At 38.0% G+C, this 18,229-nt stretch carries 18 protein-coding genes; 14 read left to right on the top strand and 4 right to left on the bottom strand.

Annotated features, from left to right (window positions below; translation table 11 throughout):
• Positions 1 to 36: 36 nt before the first annotated feature.
• The 3 genes from ACFX40_RS16125 to ACFX40_RS16115 all read left to right on the top strand — a co-directional run bounded on the left by ACFX40_RS16125 (position 37) and on the right by ACFX40_RS16115 (position 3,703).
• Positions 37 to 1,530, top strand: a complete 1,494-nt coding sequence (locus ACFX40_RS16125) for an aldehyde dehydrogenase family protein (protein WP_013082880.1) — start codon at positions 37 to 39, stop codon at positions 1,528 to 1,530.
• A gap of 107 nt (positions 1,531 to 1,637) precedes the next feature.
• Positions 1,638 to 2,924 (top strand): cytochrome P450, encoded by a 1,287-nt coding sequence (locus ACFX40_RS16120; protein WP_098579621.1) that lies wholly within the window; start codon positions 1,638 to 1,640, stop codon positions 2,922 to 2,924.
• Between the two features lie 119 nt (positions 2,925 to 3,043).
• A complete protein-coding gene (locus ACFX40_RS16115; protein WP_060747395.1) occupies positions 3,044 to 3,703 on the top strand; it encodes a serine/threonine-protein kinase in 660 nt (219 codons plus the stop codon).
• A 13-nt stretch (positions 3,704 to 3,716) separates the two neighbouring features.
• Here ACFX40_RS16115 and ACFX40_RS16110 read toward each other — a convergent pair whose 3' ends face one another.
• Entirely contained in the window at positions 3,717 to 3,995 is a 279-nt protein-coding gene (locus ACFX40_RS16110) for a hypothetical protein (protein ID WP_014460422.1), read from the bottom strand.
• Between the two features lie 140 nt (positions 3,996 to 4,135).
• Between ACFX40_RS16110 and ACFX40_RS16105 the strand changes: the two genes are divergently transcribed.
• The 3 genes from ACFX40_RS16105 (at position 4,136) to ACFX40_RS16095 (ending at position 6,029) form a co-directional block, all read left to right on the top strand.
• Positions 4,136 to 4,279, top strand: coding sequence for a hypothetical protein (locus ACFX40_RS16105; protein WP_014460421.1), 144 nt, complete (start codon positions 4,136 to 4,138; stop codon positions 4,277 to 4,279).
• A gap of 129 nt (positions 4,280 to 4,408) precedes the next feature.
• A complete protein-coding gene (gene motA, locus ACFX40_RS16100; RefSeq protein ID WP_013056745.1) occupies positions 4,409 to 5,203 on the top strand; it encodes a flagellar motor stator protein MotA in 795 nt (264 codons plus the stop codon).
• Positions 5,196 to 6,029, top strand: a complete 834-nt coding sequence (locus ACFX40_RS16095) for a flagellar motor protein MotB (protein WP_028408764.1) — start codon at positions 5,196 to 5,198, stop codon at positions 6,027 to 6,029. The genes motA and ACFX40_RS16095 overlap by 8 nt, the downstream gene beginning before the upstream one ends.
• Positions 6,030 to 6,064: 35 nt before the next feature.
• On the opposite strand, the gene ACFX40_RS16090 is transcribed toward ACFX40_RS16095, so the two are convergent.
• A complete protein-coding gene (locus tag ACFX40_RS16090; protein ID WP_013056747.1) occupies positions 6,065 to 6,397 on the bottom strand; it encodes a hypothetical protein in 333 nt (110 codons plus the stop codon).
• 199 nt (positions 6,398 to 6,596) lie between these two features.
• Between ACFX40_RS16090 and ACFX40_RS16085 the strand changes: the two genes are divergently transcribed.
• Together ACFX40_RS16085 and ACFX40_RS16080 are read left to right on the top strand one after the other, a co-directional pair.
• Positions 6,597 to 7,550 carry an NAD(P)/FAD-dependent oxidoreductase gene (locus ACFX40_RS16085; protein ID WP_028408763.1) on the top strand — a complete coding sequence of 318 codons (954 nt, stop codon included), beginning with the start codon at positions 6,597 to 6,599 and terminating at the stop codon, positions 7,548 to 7,550.
• A 19-nt stretch (positions 7,551 to 7,569) separates the two neighbouring features.
• Positions 7,570 to 8,265 (top strand): YqjF family protein, encoded by a 696-nt coding sequence (locus ACFX40_RS16080; RefSeq protein ID WP_136789405.1) that lies wholly within the window; start codon positions 7,570 to 7,572, stop codon positions 8,263 to 8,265.
• Between the two features lie 3 nt (positions 8,266 to 8,268).
• On the opposite strand, the gene msrA is transcribed toward ACFX40_RS16080, so the two are convergent.
• Positions 8,269 to 9,174, bottom strand: coding sequence for a peptide-methionine (S)-S-oxide reductase MsrA (gene msrA, locus ACFX40_RS16075; RefSeq protein WP_263034256.1), 906 nt, complete (start codon positions 9,172 to 9,174; stop codon positions 8,269 to 8,271).
• 328 nt (positions 9,175 to 9,502) lie between these two features.
• Between msrA and nhaC the strand changes: the two genes are divergently transcribed.
• Positions 9,503 to 10,909 carry a Na+/H+ antiporter NhaC gene (nhaC, locus tag ACFX40_RS16070; RefSeq protein WP_060747390.1) on the top strand — a complete coding sequence of 469 codons (1,407 nt, stop codon included), beginning with the start codon at positions 9,503 to 9,505 and terminating at the stop codon, positions 10,907 to 10,909.
• A 179-nt stretch (positions 10,910 to 11,088) separates the two neighbouring features.
• On the opposite strand, the gene ACFX40_RS16065 is transcribed toward nhaC, so the two are convergent.
• Positions 11,089 to 11,742 carry a GntR family transcriptional regulator gene (locus ACFX40_RS16065; protein ID WP_253352748.1) on the bottom strand — a complete coding sequence of 218 codons (654 nt, stop codon included), beginning with the start codon at positions 11,740 to 11,742 and terminating at the stop codon, positions 11,089 to 11,091.
• Positions 11,743 to 12,098: 356 nt separating this feature from the next.
• On the opposite strand from ACFX40_RS16065, the gene ACFX40_RS16060 reads away from it, so the two are divergent.
• The 5 genes from ACFX40_RS16060 (at position 12,099) to ACFX40_RS16040 (ending at position 18,120) form a co-directional block, all read left to right on the top strand.
• Entirely contained in the window at positions 12,099 to 13,511 is a 1,413-nt protein-coding gene (locus tag ACFX40_RS16060; RefSeq protein WP_263034255.1) for an amino acid permease, read from the top strand.
• A 296-nt stretch (positions 13,512 to 13,807) separates the two neighbouring features.
• Positions 13,808 to 14,809, top strand: a complete 1,002-nt coding sequence (locus ACFX40_RS16055) for an acyltransferase family protein (RefSeq protein WP_028408758.1) — start codon at positions 13,808 to 13,810, stop codon at positions 14,807 to 14,809.
• A gap of 25 nt (positions 14,810 to 14,834) precedes the next feature.
• Positions 14,835 to 15,710: a peptidylprolyl isomerase gene (locus ACFX40_RS16050; RefSeq protein WP_098249873.1), complete on the top strand. Its 876-nt coding sequence runs from the start codon at positions 14,835 to 14,837 to the stop codon at positions 15,708 to 15,710.
• Between the two features lie 318 nt (positions 15,711 to 16,028).
• Positions 16,029 to 16,703 carry a response regulator transcription factor gene (locus ACFX40_RS16045; RefSeq protein WP_013056756.1) on the top strand — a complete coding sequence of 225 codons (675 nt, stop codon included), beginning with the start codon at positions 16,029 to 16,031 and terminating at the stop codon, positions 16,701 to 16,703.
• On the top strand, positions 16,693 to 18,120 hold the full coding sequence (locus ACFX40_RS16040) for a sensor histidine kinase (protein ID WP_098249872.1): 1,428 nt from the start codon (positions 16,693 to 16,695) through the stop codon (positions 18,118 to 18,120). The genes ACFX40_RS16045 and ACFX40_RS16040 overlap by 11 nt, the downstream gene beginning before the upstream one ends.
• The last annotated feature ends 109 nt before the right edge of the window (positions 18,121 to 18,229 follow it).

The raw sequence follows: 18,229 nt of genomic DNA, 5'->3' as shown, positions 1-18,229 counted from the left end.
TAGCGTTTTCAAAATTCGTGGGGAGGTATGTATTTGATGCAAAATCTTGGAGCGAAAAAAGTTGAAATGAGTCCGAAAGTAGTGGAGTTTTTAAAAGGAGTTAAACAGCTATACATTAACGGCGAGTGGGTAGACTCTGTTTCAGGAAAAACGTTTGAAACAGTAAATCCAGCAACGGGTGAAAAGTTGGCAGATGTAGCTGAAGCAAATCCAGAGGATATTGATCGTGCCGTCAGAGCGGCTAGAGAAGCCTTTGATCATGGACCTTGGACAAAGATGTCAGCAGCTGAAAGAAGTCGACTTATTTATAAATTAGCTGATTTAATGGAAACACATCAATTGGAACTTGCGCAGCTTGAAACGCTTGATAACGGAAAACCAATTCGTGAAACATCAAATGCAGACATTCCATTAGCAATCGAACATTTCCGCTACTTTGCTGGTTGGTCAACTAAAATGGTTGGACAAACTATTCCTGTGCAAGGAGCGTATTTTAACTATACAAGATATGAGCCAGTAGGAGTTGTTGGCCAAATTATCCCGTGGAACTTCCCGCTTTTAATGGCCGCTTGGAAGCTCGGAGCCGCTTTGGCAACTGGATGTACAATTGTGCTCAAACCAGCCGAGCAAACGCCGCTTTCTGCACTTTACTTGGCTCGACTAGCCGATGAAGCAGGGTTCCCAAAAGGCGTGCTAAACATCGTGCCAGGCTACGGGAAAACAGCAGGTGAACCGCTCGTTCATCATGATCTTGTCGATAAAATTGCTTTTACGGGATCTACTGCTGTCGGAAAAGCAATTATGAAGCAAGCTAGTGACTCCTTAAAGCGTGTGACGTTAGAGCTTGGAGGTAAATCACCAAACATTATCCTACCGGATGCAGACTTAACAAAAGCGGTTCCTGGTGCACTTTCAGGTATTATGTTTAATCAAGGACAAGTATGTTGTGCTGGAAGTCGTCTGTATGTCCAAAAAAGCTTATATGATAATGTCGTAGCTGATTTAGTTTCTCAAACGAAATCTATTAAACAAGGAAATGGATTAGCAGATGAGACAACAATGGGGCCGCTTGTATCTGCGCAGCAGCAAAAACGAGTGAAAACCTATATTGATAAAGGAATAGAAGAAGGAGCAGAAGTACTCGCAGGAGGAAACATTCCATTTGATCAAGGCTATTTCGTAGAACCGACTATCTTTGCAGATGTCGATCATTCAATGACGATTGCTCGTGAAGAAATCTTCGGTCCGGTTGTAGCTGCTATGCCGTTTGACGATCTTGATGATTTGATTGCCAAAGCAAATGATACAGCATATGGTCTAGCAGCGGGCGTCTGGACACAGGATTTAAAGAAAGCACACTATATTGCTCATGGTATTAAAGCAGGTACAGTTTGGGTGAACTGTTACAACGTATTTGATGCAGCAAGCCCGTTTGGAGGCTATAAACAGTCGGGAATTGGTCGTGAAATGGGAAGCTATGCGCTTGATAACTACACTGAAGTGAAAAGCGTATGGATCAATATGGAATAATTAGTAAGAATTTTTGTGAAAATCAATAGCATATCTTTGTGTGAAAAAGAGTAGTCTTTAGTGGACTACTCTTTTATTTGTTTAAGTCCCGCATTTTTAGAAAAGGAGTGATAACATTGCCGGTTATACAGGGCCCCTCGTCGTATAAGCTTACCGGTCACCTGCAAAAGTTTAGAGAGAACCCCCTGGGTTTTTTGGAAAACTTGACTCAGTATGGAGAAATTGCAACATTTAGAGTTGCGCACAAACGCTTTTATGTAACGAGAGACCCTCAACTTATTAAAGATGTAGTCATTACAAACAGCAAGGCGTTTCAAAAAATTAAACTAACGCACATGTTTAAAACGCTGCTAGGCGAAGAAATGTTATGGACAGATGAAGCATTATACATGAGCCCCATTCAACCCTCACAACTTAAACAACATCTAACCTATAATAAGGAAGCAATAGCAAAAATAATTGAAAAGCATACGGAAACGTGGGAAGAAGGGCTGCTTCGAACGATAGTAAAAGACATAAGACAGATAGTCGTAGCTGTACTCCTTCAACTTGTATTTGGCATTTCGATTGAGGATAAAGATAAAATTCACTACGTTCAAGCGCTTATGAGAAAAAAAGAAAAGTTAGGCAAAATTTATATTCGTCTGCCTTTGCACCAGCCTGACTCAGATGAGCAGCTCGAACAACTCCTTTTTGAACGCGTTCAAATGCGTGTTCAAAACAAAACCGAAGGAAATGATTTACTGCAGTATATATTGAATTCTTGCGGAGAAGACAGCGATGAAAGAGAAATATACGAACAGCTAAATTCTATATTCCTTTCGATGTATGAAATGATTACGCACGTATGCAGCTGGTCTATTCATTTACTGTCTCAAAATACTAGGGAGCACCTTCAGCTGCATAAAGAAATTCAAGCCTATGCTAGCGGCGAATCGCTTTCAACCAAAAATCTGACCTATATGCGCAAAATAATTGCTGAAAGCATGAGGTTATATCCGCCTCTTTGGCTATTTGGGCGTCAAGCACGTGAAGATATACAAATAGATGGCTACAGTATTAAAAAAGGGGAGATTATGTTAATTAGCCCTTATATGATGCATCGCCATGAAGATTATTTTTTAGAGCCAAGTGAATTTTTACCTGACCGTTTTGAAAAAGGAGGGTCCATTGATGTCCCAAGCTATATGTATATGCCGCTTGGGATTGAGCATCAAGCGGAAAGGGGCACGGACTACATCACTGAAATAGTAACCATTTTTCTGTCAGAAATGACAAAGCGCTTTTTATTTCAGCTGACTAAACCCGAATCTATTTCTCCGATGGCGGGCGTAATGCTGAATATGAAAGAAGAACTGAAGGTGAATGTTCACAAAGTTCACACCCAGTCTTGAATGAACGGGAATACTTTCCCTCTTTATATCAGACTGTCAATTTATTGACACATCCTGCATTGAGATTTATCATAGGGTAATATTTGATAGAGATTACTGAAGGATTTTTAGAGGGGACTATGGATAAAACAATTAAACAGTTGGTGTCGCTAGTTGAAACATCATTACTAACGCAAGTTACGATTCAAAGTGAAAGTGACTATGATCCAGTTGAAGTTACGAACAAAACAAAAGAGTGGGTACTTATTGGTAAAGGAAACTATGCCGGTGTGTTTACGCACGAAAATTATCCTGAATTTGTCGTGAAAGTATACGGAAGAGAAATTTATGGTGTAAAAAAAGAAGCGCAAGTGTATAGAAAGCTGGGCGTTCACCCAGCTTATTCTCAACTTTTTCATGAGGGAAAGACGTACTTGATTTTAAAAAGACTTACAGGCGTTACACTGTATGATGCCGTCCAGCGGGGAATAAAGATTCCAGAACAAGTCATAAAAGATGTGAACAAAGCTTTGGACTATGCAAGAAGCCAGGGTTTAAACCCGTATGATGTGCATGGTAAAAATGTCATGATGAAAGATGGAAGAGGGTATGTGGTGGATATTTCTGACTTTTATAAGGAAGGTATTGATAAAAAATGGACAGACCTTGTAAAAGCTTATTACACCTTTTATCCGTTTATTGATAAGTACCATATCCGCTTGCCATACCCGTTGTTAAACGTGATCAGAAAAGCATATCGTCTATATCGTAGAATCAAATCAAAAAGGAGTTTCCGCTAAAGGAAACTCCTTTTTAAGATGAAATACAGCGCAATACATGCTGCTGCTCAAAAGTTGGTTTTAATTTGAATAGAATGGTTTGTAGTATTTCAGATTGATAGACAAATTTTAGCGTATGTTTAAGGGAAAGAGGGTGTAAGAAAGAACGTATTCTTTTTTCAGCATAACGTATCACCTGTTCTTCATAAAATAAAGTACGTGCGGAGATTTTAGCGTGAATGTCTTTTGTTAGTTCAATTGTAAACTGGATAATCATTAAATCAGTGTCTTTACAGTATTTTTCTAATAGCATAATATCACCTCCATTTTGTCAACTCATTTACATAATCTTAATATAAAATTTACAAATGTCAATAAAACACGGAAAAATAAATGGTAAGACTGTTCTTTTTATATGTTGAATAAACAAGAACGTGATAGAGGTGAGTAAAGTTGAACATTAACGTCGGATTTGCCATTTTAGCTGATATTGATAATAAGATGACGGCTGCTATTTATGTGGAAAATCAAATTGTAGCGATTATAGCTGGACCTTCAGACATTCTGTATGAAAAGTTAAAAAAAGTGTTTTTATAATAGAGAAAAGCTGTAATTGTAAATATGATTCATAAAAAGCTTAAAAATTCTATGAAATAGTCGAAATAAAAGATGAGGATAAAATATACAAAAAGAAAGAACAGGAAGTTAAGGATAGGAGAATTACATATGGATAAAACATCTTTTATTGGACTGATTTTAGGAATAGCCTCTCTTATTGTAGGCATGTTTTTCAAAGGGGTTAATCCATCTGTGTTAGGAAATCCGGCTGCTATTTTAATTATTATTGTCGGAACCGTCGGAGCAGTAGTGATTGCATTTCCTTCAAATGAAATCAAAAGAGTCCCAAAACTGTTTGGTGTCCTGTTTAAAGAACAAAAAATGCTGCAGCCCGTTGATTTAGTATCCATGTTTTCTGAATGGGGACAAGTTGTTCGAAAAGAAGGGTTACTATCACTTGAAGCCCAAATTATTGATGTAGATGACCCTTTCTTAAAAAATGGTTTGAATTTAGCTATTGATGGTCAAAGTGCGGATTATATACGAGACGTGTTGTCTGAAGAAATTGATGCGATGGAAGAAAGACATCAAACGGGTGCAAGTATTTTCGCTTTAGCAGGTACATATGCTCCAACTCTCGGTGTACTTGGAGCTGTTATAGGGTTAATTGCTGCGCTTGGGAACATGGAAGATACAGATACGCTAGGACATGCGATCAGCGCGGCGTTTGTTGCTACGCTTCTTGGTATTTTTACTGGGTATGTACTATGGCATCCGTTTGCAAATAAACTAAAGCGTAAATCGAAACATGAAGTAAAGGTGAAGTATATGATGATCGAAGGAGTGCTTTCACTTCTAGAAGGAGAAACACCAAAAGTAATTGAGCAAAAGCTGGCTTCTTATTTGCCAACAGCGGAACGTAAAAAGCTTCTTCAAGAAAGTGAAGTGGGCATAAATGAGTAGACGCAGAAAACGAAAGCATGAAGAGGACCATGTTGACGAAAGCTGGCTGCTTCCTTACTCAGATTTGCTTACACTTTTACTTGCTTTATTCATTGTATTGTTTGCAATGAGCTCAGTGGATGCGCAAAAATTTAAGAATCTTTCTCGCGCATTTAATGAGGCGTTCGTTGGAGGAACGGGCGTGATGGAATTTCAATCTCTGGAGGAATCTGAAGAAGCGGTTCAGCCTTCAAATACTCCTGCAGCTAAAAGTACGGAAAAAACAAATGAAGTGGAGACAGCTCCTAATCAGTCTCCTGCTTCTTCACAATCGCTAACGAGCGAACAAAAGGAGCAAACCATTCGAGAAGCTGATCAAGAAGAGCTTCAGCAAATTCAATCTAAAATTAATGCGTATATTCAAAAGAAAAACCTAACAAATCAATTACAGACTTCGCTAACTGATGAAGGTCTCTTAATTTCCATTCGAGATAATGTATTGTTTGATTCGGGAAGAGCGCAGGTTCGAAGTGAAGATACAAAAATCGCCAATGATATTTCAGAACTTTTGGTGATTGATCCTCCTCGTAATATCATTATTAGCGGTCATACTGATAACGTACCCATTCGCAACGCTGGTTTTGAATCCAACTGGGAGTTAAGCGTGATGAGAGCAGTTAACTTTATGAAAGTTATCTTAAAAAATGATAAGCTTAATCCAAGCATGTTCAGTGCAAAAGGATTTGGAGAGTTCAAACCGGTGACATCTAACAATACAGCAGAGGGGCAAGCGAAAAATAGAAGGGTTGAAATATTGATTACTCCTCGTACAATTAAACAGCCGTAAAAGCAGTCCTGCTTTTACGGCTGTTTTTCTATGTGTTATAAAGCTAAGAGTCTTCTCTTTTCAAAGTTTCCTCGTACTAACTTGAGGTCCATTCCATCTAAAATCAAGTCAATGAGAGCGCCTTTAAAGACATCCGCTGTTTTTTTCTTATCATTGGACTGCAAATATTGCACCCGATACCACTTGTCTTCAACTTGAAAGTACATAAAACGTCCATGCGTAAAGTCAATCCAAAACTTTGTAGGTTGTCCATTGAGATTTTTATAAACATATCCCCAGCTTCGGCCTTGGTGAGCGTCCTTCATTTTAGGGCGAGCTGTATTAAATACTTCGTAATATACTTTGTGCTTAATATCATAGAGCATCATATGACAGTCCTCCTATCTATAGACGTGCTAGCAGGTAAATGTATATTTGTATATAACAAGTATACTCAGCTGAAAGGAATCGTAGACTATTTTTTTGAGACAAGCAGAAACGCAGTTAAATGAAAAAGACAGTTTAAATTAGCTCAATCATTCTGCTTTTTTTATACTGTAAGTAAATGCGTTAAATAAGGAGGAAAAAATGAGACGAGTAGGAATAGTAGGTGCTGGAATGACGGGCCTTACAGCAGCGGCTGAATTACAAAAAGAGGGAATAGAGGTCTTTCTTCTTGATAAGGGTAAAAGTGTAGGGGGACGAATGGCTACCCGAAGAGTAGGGGATGGAAAAGCAGATCACGGAGCTCAATTTTTTACAGTGAGATCCGATGAATTTCAACAAGACGTAAATAAATGGATAGCTGATAGAAAGGTTAAGAAGTGGTTTGGTGACCATCACCCTCGGTATCACAGTCCGAATGGCATGAATGCGCTAGCTAAATATTTAGCTGAAGATCTACGCGTATACGTGAATCGAAAAGTTCAAGCCATTGATTTTCAAAACGGAAGGTATCAGCTGTATACAGAAGAAAATGAGATTTTTGAAGCGACTGATATCATTCTTACACCTCCGTCTCCTCAGGTTATTGAGGTACTTAATAATAGTAAGCTGCAAGCGGACCAATCTATTCTTAAAACACTGAAATTTAGTCCCTGCTTGGTTGCTATCGTGGAGCTTTACACAGAGATGCTGTATGGTGATCATGGTCAAATCATGAATCCATCCAGCACAATCCAAAGAATCGTTAATCATGAGCAAAAAGGAATATCAAAGACGCCCGTTCTTAGCATATATACGAATAAAGACTGGTCAGAAAAACATTTTGATGAGCATGAACATGAGTTGCTGCAGGCGATAAAAAATGAAATAAAAGAATGGATAGATGCAAATCATATTAAAAGCATTCAGTTAAAGAAATGGCGCTATGCAGAGGTTGAACAAGTTCTTCATCAGCCCTTTGCTAAAATTATGCCGTCGCTACTGGTGGCAGGAGATGCTTTTTTAAGAAGGGAAGACGAGACGAATCACTCACGGTTAGAGAGCGCATATTTGTCAGGGAAATCGGCAGCCGCTGAATTAATGGGAAAGAACACCTAGAACAAGGAGGGACCAAGAAGTGAAAAATAATTGGATAATGAAACAAACGTGGAAAGATTTACTGTTTATTCATTGGCCTGTAGATCCGGCATTTTTGGCTTCTTTATTGCCTAGTCAGTTAGAGCCTGACACCTATGATGGTCAAGGATGGATTGCACTGGTGCCTTTTACGATGACAGACATTCGATTTAAAGGAACGCCCGCAGTTCCCATCTTTTCACGGCTATATGAGCTGAATGTGCGTACATATGTTACATATAAAGGGGAAAAAGGCGTTTATTTTTTTAGTTTAGACGCAAGCAATCCGCTAGGGGTATGGATTGCTCGTCAGTTTTTTCATTTGCCTTATTACCACGCTGCTATGACATTCAACAAGACTCAGAACCATATTTCTTTTCAGTCAGTTCGCACGCACAGAGACTCAAAAAAAGAGCGAGTAAAGCTTACATATAGAGGTACTTCTCCGTCCTATCGCAGTAGAAAAGGAGAAGTAGCTCATTGGCTTACAGAGCGCTACTGCTTATTTACCACTCATCAAGGAAATGTCTATAGAGGAGACCTTTATCATGATCCTTGGGAGCTGCAAAAAGGAGAGTGTGAAATAAGAGATGATTCTATTACTCAGCCTTTTTTGCGTCCGGCAGACAATCGCGATTTAATTGTGCACTATGCGAATCAAGTCACGGCTTATTTTTATCCTTTTAAAAAAGTATAAGTATCAAAACAAAATTAAAAAGTCTTCATACCCTTCTTCTTTAAGCTTCTCTTTTGGAATGAAGCGCAAAGCCGCGGAATTTACTTGATAGTATTCGCTGTTTTCTTCGGTTAATAGTAAACCCAAATAGTTATTTCCTTCTTTGCTTTTTAGTGCTGTTTCATGCTGCATCGGAACTTTTTTTATATTTCCGTATAAAATAGGGCGTTTAAAAACAGGCCACCCTGTATGGGAAGGGAGTTGATCTGACGTTTTAAACAGTGCTTCTCCCGTTAGAAGATCAACGTAAATTCCTTGTTTTTTGTTATTCCAATATAAATTTGTAAAAGGAGGTTCGGTTCCATTTTCCTGCGTAACAAAATATTGAATGGGCGTTAGGACCTCTTTTAAATAGGAGCGGTCCTTTAGCCAATGCTGTGTCAGAAAATCAGTCCGCCCCGAGCCTTCTTTGTATAATTTATAGTGAAATGCGTTTTTTCGATAATAATCCTGCTGCTGTTCTTCTGCTTCGCAAAAAGAAGAAAAAGGTAAAATAGGTGTGACGATAGGACGCTTAAAGCGCCCGCTTTGGGCTAGCTTTTTTTTAGAATCGAAAGCCGCTTCTTTTTGTTTTTCGTTGTGATAAAAAATAATGGCTCGATAGGACGGTCCGCGGTCTGAAAACTGTCCGCCGGAATCCGTAGGGTCAATTTGCTGCCAATACAGGTTAAGCAGTTCTTCAAACGTAATATGAGAAGGATCCCATACAATTTGTACTGCTTCTACGTATTCGCTTTCCTGTTTAGCTTCAGAAGTGATTTGTTCATCTTTAGCGTAGCCCGAGCGAATACTGCTGATTCCTGGAAGCTGATCAAAAGGAGCGACCATGCACCAAAAGCATCCTCCCGCAAATGTTGCATATTCTTTCATGTTACTTACCTCTTTTCATTGAATAAAATAAATAAAATATATTTATGTATTAAAATGTATAAATAATCAGAAAGCGCTTTATAACTAGTCTTGTAAGAAAGCACGCTCTTGTGGTATTATGACCACTGGATAAAAGAAAAAATGGCTTATTGTTTACACGAGTAACCTTATTTTATGTTCTTAAAAAGATGCAGTTTATTGTTTAAGCATTCAAAGAAGTACATACGTTCAAGCAGTAAGAGGAACAATTAAAGAATGAAATAAGGACGTTTTACTCTTAAACGATACCACATTCCAGAATCTACATACCAGTTTAGGAGGAGCTAGTTTGAACACAACCCGTTTACCATCTATGTGGGAAATAATGATTGTGCTTGCTTTATTTTTAGCAGTTGTTATTTCATTTGCAACTGTTTTGGATTTACCTATTCAGCTCGCTTTATTTATTTCATGGTTTATTGTTATGGCGCTAGGAGTACGACTTGGGTATACGTATAATCAGCTGCAAGGAGCCATTACAAGAGGAATATCAAACGGTTTAGAAGCTATTTTAATTTTATTAGCCGTCGGTACGTTAATTGGAACATGGATTGCCGGAGGAGTTGTTCCTTCTCTTATTTACTTTGGACTAGAGTTTATTAATCCAACATTCTTTTTACTTGCTACACTTATCATTTGCTCTATTACCTCGATTTCAACAGGAACATCTTGGGGAACGGTTGGTACAGCAGGAATCGCGATGATGGGAATCGGACAAGGCTTAGGTATGCCGCTTCCTTTAGTAGCTGGAGCTGTGATTTCAGGAGCTTATTTTGGAGACAAGCTTTCTCCTCTTTCTGACAGTACCATTTTATCTGCGTCAATGGCTCGAGTGAACGTTATTGATCACGTAAAAGCAATGTTAGTGTTGGATATTCCTGCTTACGTCATTACGGCAGTATTATTTACGGTAACAGGGTTTATGTATGGAGGAAAAGATTTTGATGCTGGACGGGTAGAAGGATTAAAATCTTCGCTGTTGGATACATTCCATATCAGCGGGTGGATGCTGATTCCGGCTTTGGCTGTTATTGTCCTTTTAGCATTAAAGAAACCTTCTCTTCCAGCCATTGCGATTGGCTCATTATTAGGAATTATATGGGCAGTTGTCTTTCAGCATATGGATGTGGCGAGCGCATTTAATACGGCTTATGAAGGATTTAAAATTAATACCGACAACACATTTTTAAGTGAGCTGTTAAATCGTGGCGGAATTTTAAGCATGGTCGGTTCCATTATTGTCATTATTTTTGGACTAGGCTTTGGCGGGTTATTAGATGAGCTCGGTGTCTTAGAAGTCCTGCTATCTAAATTCGAAAAAATTCTTGTCAATTCTGGAAACGTTACGGCTTCTACTATTTTCGTTGGATTATTAGGGAATATATTTGGTTGTGCAATGTATGTTTCATTAATTTTAACGCCGAAAATTATGGAGAAAAGTTATGACAAGTTAAGAATACAGCGTCTAGTGCTTGCCCGTAACTCAGAAGTAGGGGGAACCTTAACTTCAGGGATGGTTCCGTGGACGGACAACGGTGTATTTTTAGCTACAACGCTTGGGATTTCTACATTCGCTTATCTGCCGTTTATGTGGCTAAGCTTTGTCTCTATTATTTTGGCGGTTATTTACGGATATACAGGGAAATTCATTTGGTATGTAACCGAAGAAAAACAACGTTCTTCTATAGCAAAATAAAAGAGGCTGCGGCAACAGTATGTTAGTTGAAAGAAGATCCGAACGATGAATTAAGATTCTTGATGGAGAATCAACTTCGTTCGGATTTTTTTATTGGTATGATAAACGTAGGTTTCATGTATTTTGTTGCTTCTAGCTGTTGACTGGATTGATTTAGTTATGCCTTAACCTCTTTTTGATCAAATCATTTCTGGATATTCGATTTTCCAGTGGACATTTTGAAGGTAAAGCTGAACATCCGCCTTTTTTTTCTGCTTCAGAAGTTTTAGAATATGGCGGTGATGTTCATTCATCACATGTAAAATGGCGTATAGCTCTTTATTGTCATCGCTAAAGTACGTTTGTCTGATGAATCCGTCTTGTAAAGATATAAGCTGTTCTTTTAAGGTCACATTACCGCATCGGTTCAAATATACTCGATGAAAATACGTTTGGTATTTTTGATAATCCTGATAATTTTCTAATGCAATCGAAACATCAATTTTTTTAATAAGCTCATCCATCTTCGTAAAATCGTCTTCCGTTAAGTGATCAATCGACAGGGAAGCTGCAAGACCATCTAAAGCACCGACGATTTCAAATACTTCTAGTTTTTTTGGTGTATCAATTTCCTTTACGGTAAATCCTCTGCGCGGTCTGTATTCTAATAGGTTGTCTGAAGCTAATTTAATAAGCGCTTCTCTCACAGGCGTTCGGCTGACATTCAGCTGAGAACAAATGCTGGCTTCATTTATTTTGTCGTTAGGCAGCAGTGTACCGTCTTGAATTTGACTTGCTATGTAGTTATATACATGATCTTTTAATGAATGATAAATCATAGGCCCCTTGTTCATTGTTTCCCCCTAAAATAAATATCGCATCAGCCGTTCTTTCTCATCATGTCATGGTGATGAAAGAGTATAAAAATAGCGTGAAAGAACGTACAGGTGTAAAAATAATCATATCACTTCGTCTAATCTTAGTTAGAATATAAAAAATAGAATTATTGAAATATTTTTTACTATTGATTGTTGTAAAAAATCTGAAAAATGATATAATCGAAAAAAGATTTAAGAAGTGTATATTGTATACAATATACAAAATTTGTACATATCGAAGAAATAGAGCCTACTCCTTCAGAGAAGAGACTATAGAGAATATGTAAATAAACCAAGTTTTTAGATGGGTTTACTATAAAAGGAGGTACATAATGGGAGAGAATACAACATCTATGAATCAGTTACAAAGAAAAATGAAAAGCCGTCATTTATTTATGATTTCTCTTGGCGGTGTTATCGGTACGGGGCTGTTTCTTAATTCAGGCTACACAATTAAGGCAGCAGGTCCTGGGGGAACACTCCTTGCTTATTTAATCGGTGGATTAATTATGTATTTAGTCATGATATGTCTAGGGGAACTAAGCGTAGCAATGCCTGTGTCGGGATCATTTCAAGTATACGCTACGAAGTTTATCGGGCCGGGAACTGGTTTTGCGGTTGGCTGGCTTTACTGGCTGACTTGGGTGGTGTCTGTCGGTTCGGAGTTTACAGCGTCTGGATTGCTTATGCAAAGATGGTTTCCTGACGTTTCGGTTTGGATATGGAGCGCGCTGTTTGCCCTTTTATTATTTGGTTTAAATGCAACATCTGTACGTTTTTTCGGTGAAACAGAATTTTGGTTTTCAAGTATTAAAGTATTAACGATTATTGTATTTATTATTTTAGGCGCAGCAGCGATGTTTGGATTCATTCCCCTTAGCGGTCATGAAAAAGCGCCGATGCTTTCTCACTTTACAGGAGAGGGCGGTTTATTTCCAAATGGACTTATGCCTGTATTAATTACGATGGTTTCTGTTAGCTTTGCTTTTTCGGGAACAGAATTAATTGGTATTACGGCTGGGGAAACAGAGGATCCGGAAAAGAACATACCTCGCGCAATTAAAAATATCATTTGGCGTACGTTCTTCTTTTTTATTGGCGCCATGTTTGTACTATCTGGATTGATTTCATGGAAACAAGCAGGAGTGTTAGAAAGTCCATTTGTAACGGTATTCGATCAAATAGGTATTCCTTACGCAGCAGATATCATGAACTTGGTTATTTTAACAGCTTTATTATCAAACGCTAATGCAGGATTATATGCATGTTCGAGAATGCTATGGTCATTATCTGATCAAAAAATGGTCAGCACTTGGTTAGGAAAAGTAACGTCTAAAGGAGTTCCATTTAATTCGTTGCTTATCAGCATGGGAGTGGCATGTCTGTCCTTGCTGTCAAGCGTAGTTGCACCAACAACTGTTTACTTAGTATTAGTTTCTATTTCTGGATTTGCGGTTGTAGCTGTATGGATGGCTATTGCGGCTTCTCACTTTATGTTCAGAAGACGCTATATTAAAGAAGGGAATGATGTATCGAAGCTTGTTTACAAAGCTCCTTTATATCCTATTGTACCTATTTTAGCGTTTGTTTTATGCTTTGCTGCTTGTGTAGGACTGGCTTTTGATAAGAGTCAGCGTATCGCATTATACTGCGGTATCCCCTTTGTCCTTTTTTGTTACTTGTTTTATTATTTGAAAAATAAAAAAGGAAACAGAAAAAACGAAAGTCAGCCTATAGCAAAATAAAAAGCAGAAGACCTAGGTCTTCTGCTTTTTTTGCATACAAAAACACCCTATCCATCCGTACTGGTTAAGTGTCCCGCAACAAGCGAAATTGAATTGGATAGGGTGCGTATCTATATAGTAGAGAAAGAGGCGCCGTTTGTCAAACTTATTTAGCCGCGCCTTATTTAAAAATAGAACTAAGCAAGGTTTTCACTGTTTTTTCATTTTCACTATGTATAGTAAGGAATGTAAAGAAAAGATATTCGCAGCAGCACGTCGTACAGATCCGTAGAACGCGAAAGAAAGGAGGAGGTCAAATGGCTAAGCGGGATGCCTATTTTGATAACGTAAAGTTTATCTTAATTGTATTAGTAGTGTTTGGCCATTTGTTAACTCCCTTCATCAATGATGAACAGTGGCTACGAACGCTCTACATATTTATTTACACCTTTCATATGCCAGCGTTTATTTTAATAAGCGGCTATTTTGCAAAGGGATACCGAAAAAAGGGATACATGTGGAAGATGACGAAGAAAGTATTACTTCCTTATATTATTTTTCAACTTATCTATGCGGTATACGACTATAAACTGTATGATGAATCCACATTCGAAGTTTCAGTGTTTCAGCCAGCTTGGTCGCTATGGTTTTTGTTGAGTTTATTTTGTTGGAACGCCATGTTGTTCATTTTTACAAAAATCAAATATCCTTTAGCCGTTGCGGCAGTTTTAGGAATTATGATTGGCTTATGTGAACCGCTGGAAACAACGTTGAGCCTTTCTAGAACCTTTGTGTTCTTTCCCTTCTTCTTAGCAGGATTTTATATGAAAAAAGAACATTTTAAAAAGTTGACGTCGGTTTCTTGCAAAAAAGTAGCTGGAGGCACTTTGCTGATTATTGCTCTATGGATCCAGTATATAGCACCGGATTTTGAGAAAGAGTGGTTATTTGGTTCAAAATCTTATGCCTCTTTAGGTGTAAATCAATTAGAGGGAATGACCATTCGTACGCTATTTTATAGCATCAGCTTAGCAATGACGATTTCCTTTTTAGCTTTGATCCCTACACAAACGATGTCCTTTACATCTCGAGGTGCTCAAACCTTTTATGTATATCTGCTACATGGGTTTCTGATTAAATATATCCGCCTATCTTCTTTTGGAGACTGGATAGAAAGTGTACAAGGATACAGTATCCTTCTAATTGGAGCTTGTGGAGTGGCGTGGTTGTTGTCGAGTAAATACGTATCTACTATTGCAAGACCTTTAATTGAGCTTAAACCGTTACCAAGGCGCAAAAGTTTAAGTTTAGGTAAGTAATGAGAAATGGAAAAGGAGTTTAACGATGTCTAAAAACAAAATAATTATGATTATTGCAGCCGTTGTGGTTATTGCTGCAGTAGCTATCGGTGCCGTAGCAATGAATAAATCAAAGGTGGTTGCTACCGTTGGTGATGAAAAAATCACAAAAGATCAGCTGTACGATGCTCTTCTTGCTCAAGGAGGATCAAGTGTCCTTGATTCATTGATTGAACAAAAAGTCATTTCAAAAGAAGCAGCTAAACAAAATATTAAAGTAACCGATAAAGAAATTAATGCTGAATTAGAAAACCTTAAAAGTCAGTACGGGGGAGAAGATGCATTAAATCAAGCATTAGCATCTAGCGGTGTAAAATTGTCAGAGCTGAAAAAAGATTTAAAGACGAATATTGAGGCAAAAAAAATGGTCGAGTCGACTATTAATATTAAAGATAGTGAAATGAAATCGTACTTTAATCAAAATAAAGATTCACTAGCTACAGAAGCACAGGTGAAAGCTAGCCACATCTTAGTAGCAGACGAAAAGACAGCGAAAGAAGTAAAGGCTAAGCTTGACAAAGGAGAAGATTTTGCGAAGCTAGCAAAAGAATATTCAACAGATACAGCTTCTAAATCAGATGGCGGAAACCTTGGATACTTCAAAAAAGGCGATATGGTCGAAGCTTTTGCCAACAAAGCATTTTCAATGAAGGTAAATGAAGTAAGTGATCCTGTTAAAACAGAATACGGTTATCACATTATTAAAGTAACAGGCAAAAAAGAAGCGCAAAAAGCAACATATGAAAATAGTAAAGCAAAAATCAAGCAAACGCTGCTTGATCAAAAATACCAAACAGAGTATCCAACGTGGTTACAAAAGCTAAAGAAAAAGTATGATATTACAAACAAACTTGATTCATAAATAATACCTTAACGAAATGAGGGGATGGATATGAAACAAACAGCGTCTTATAGTAAGTTAGAAAAAATCGTCGAGCAATTGAAGCACAGAGGTGTACGAGCTGAGATATGCCGGCGTGTTGTAAAGGTCACAGAAACTGTTAATGGATCAAATCCTTCATATTCAAATCAAATCGTTAGGCATTCTTAATACAGATAGGGAAAATTAAAATGAAAAGTGATCAGTAGAGGCAGCTTGTTTCTGCTGATTCTTTTTGTATAATAAAGTAAACAAAAGGATGCAGGAAAATGTATCAAATGAAGGAAGGAGTTACGCAGAATGAACGTACTGCTAGCAGAAGATGATTTGCAGCTAGGTGAATTAGTTAGTTATATGCTGAAGAAAAAAGGAGGCTATAACGTCGAATGGGTGACGGAAGGGAATGATGCATATGATTATGCATCTGAAGCGCATTATGATGTGTTAATTCTTGACTGGATGATGCCCAATGGAGACGGAATCGATGTATGTAAACGTCTAAGAAAAGAAGGATACGCCGGAGCTATTCTTATGTTAACAGCAAAAGATGCGGTTCAAGATCGTATACAAGGCTTAGATGCGGGAGCGGATGATTACGTTATTAAGCCATTTGAAATTGACGAGCTGCTTGCAAGGCTTCGCGCTTTGTCTCGTCGTAATTATGCACCGATTTTAGAAGAAGAAGTAGAGATTGCCAGCATGATATTAAAAAGAGCAAGTCAAACCGTGCAGTTTGACGAGGAGTTTATTCAATTAAGTCCTCGTGAATTTCAACTGCTAGATTTTTTAGTGAAAAACAAAGGACAAGTTCTTTCTCGAGATATTATTTTAGACCGGGTATGGGGATATGAATCAGATGTTTCGATTAAAACGATTGATGCGACGGTTAAACTTTTGCGGAAAAAACTAGAGAAATTCAACAAACAAGATCTTATTCAAAGCATTCGCGGAGTAGGCTACAAAATTGAAAGCTAAACTTCTTACGAGGGCTAAACAGAAAGTAAAACAAAAAGTAAAGCAAGATTTATTCAGCCAGACGCAAAATCGTTTAACATTCCGATACAGCGCATTGCTAATGCTGTTTCTGCTATTATTCGTGTTTATTGTTTATGCATTGGTATATGTGGTTGTATCCAACAGTCAGCAGCAAAACTTAAATAGCATGCTAAAACAAGAGTCTCGAATTGTCCAAAGCATCTTAATTAAACAAGCGATAAACAGCTCGAATCAACAGTCGAAAGAAGAGTACAAAAACATTGTCGTAGCCGGTGAAGATCAGTTTTTTTATTATGTCATCAGTCCTGAAGGGGACCTTATTATGGGGAACGAAGCGAGTGAGCGTCTTCGCTCTAACTTGTTAGATTTAATTGATGGATGGATCCCTATTGAAAATGAAGTGAGGAAAGAACGAATAAAAGCCCCACGTCCTAGTTTTGAACACATTGAAGGAGTAAAAGGGCAAAACGGAGAAGGCAAAATAGATATTGATTTGATGATGGCGGGTGAACCTATTTTTTATAAAGGCCAATTTTTAGGGATGCTTTATATTGGAAAAGACGTTTCGTTTCTTTATCAGCTGTTAAAGTGGCTCCTCATTATTATGCTGAGCCTTACCGTACTGTTTGTAGGAGTAGCCATTTATATCAGCCGTTTAATGTCAAAACGTGCGATGGTCCCAATTGAAACAGCTTTCCAAAAGCAAAAAGAGTTTGTGGCGGATGCGTCCCATGAGTTAAGAACGCCGCTTAGCGTTATGCTTTCTTCTATCAACGCTTTAGAAATGCAGGAGGAAGTAACAGAAGATCCTTTCTCTAAAAAATTAATTAATAATATGAAAGCTGAAGTGAAGCGAATGACGAGTCTCGTCAGTGATTTACTTACGCTTGCACGCTCAGATTCTAATAAAGTAGAAAAAGCAATGATGCCCTTTGATATTACAGACGCGGTGCAAAAGGTAATGGAATCTGTTGAAACTCTGGCCATTTCCAAACCTATTGATTTACAGCTAGATACGCCCGGAAAATTAGTCGTAACTGGAGATCAAGAGCGTCTAACTCAGCTGATTTACATTTTGTTAGACAATGCTATTAAATATACGACTCCTCATGGAAGTGTAAACATTCAAGTAGTTCAGCATGGGAGTGAATGTATATTAAAAGTACGTGATACAGGAGTTGGAATTCATCCTGACGAAAAGGATCGGATCTTTGACCGCTTTTATCGTGCTGATAAATCCCGATCCCGTCAAATGGGAGGTCACGGGCTAGGCCTAGCCATAGCTAAATGGATTGTAGAAACACATAAAGGAAAAATTGACGTAGAAAGTGAACAAGAAAAAGGAAGTACATTTACAGTAAGGTTGCCAATGTCACAAAAAGTGAAAAAGAGTTAAAAGAGGCTGTGACAAAATTAGTTGAAGGAAGATCCGAACGAGTTTGATTCTTGATGGGGAATCAAACTCATTCGGATTTTTTTATGGTTAGGGTGAACGTAGGTTTTAC

The sequence above is a fragment of the Priestia sp. YIM B13552 genome, assembly GCF_042787775.1.
Lineage (GTDB): Bacteria > Bacillota > Bacilli > Bacillales > Bacillaceae_H > Priestia > Priestia megaterium_E.
This window is presented reverse-complemented; position numbering and strand designations above follow the sequence as displayed.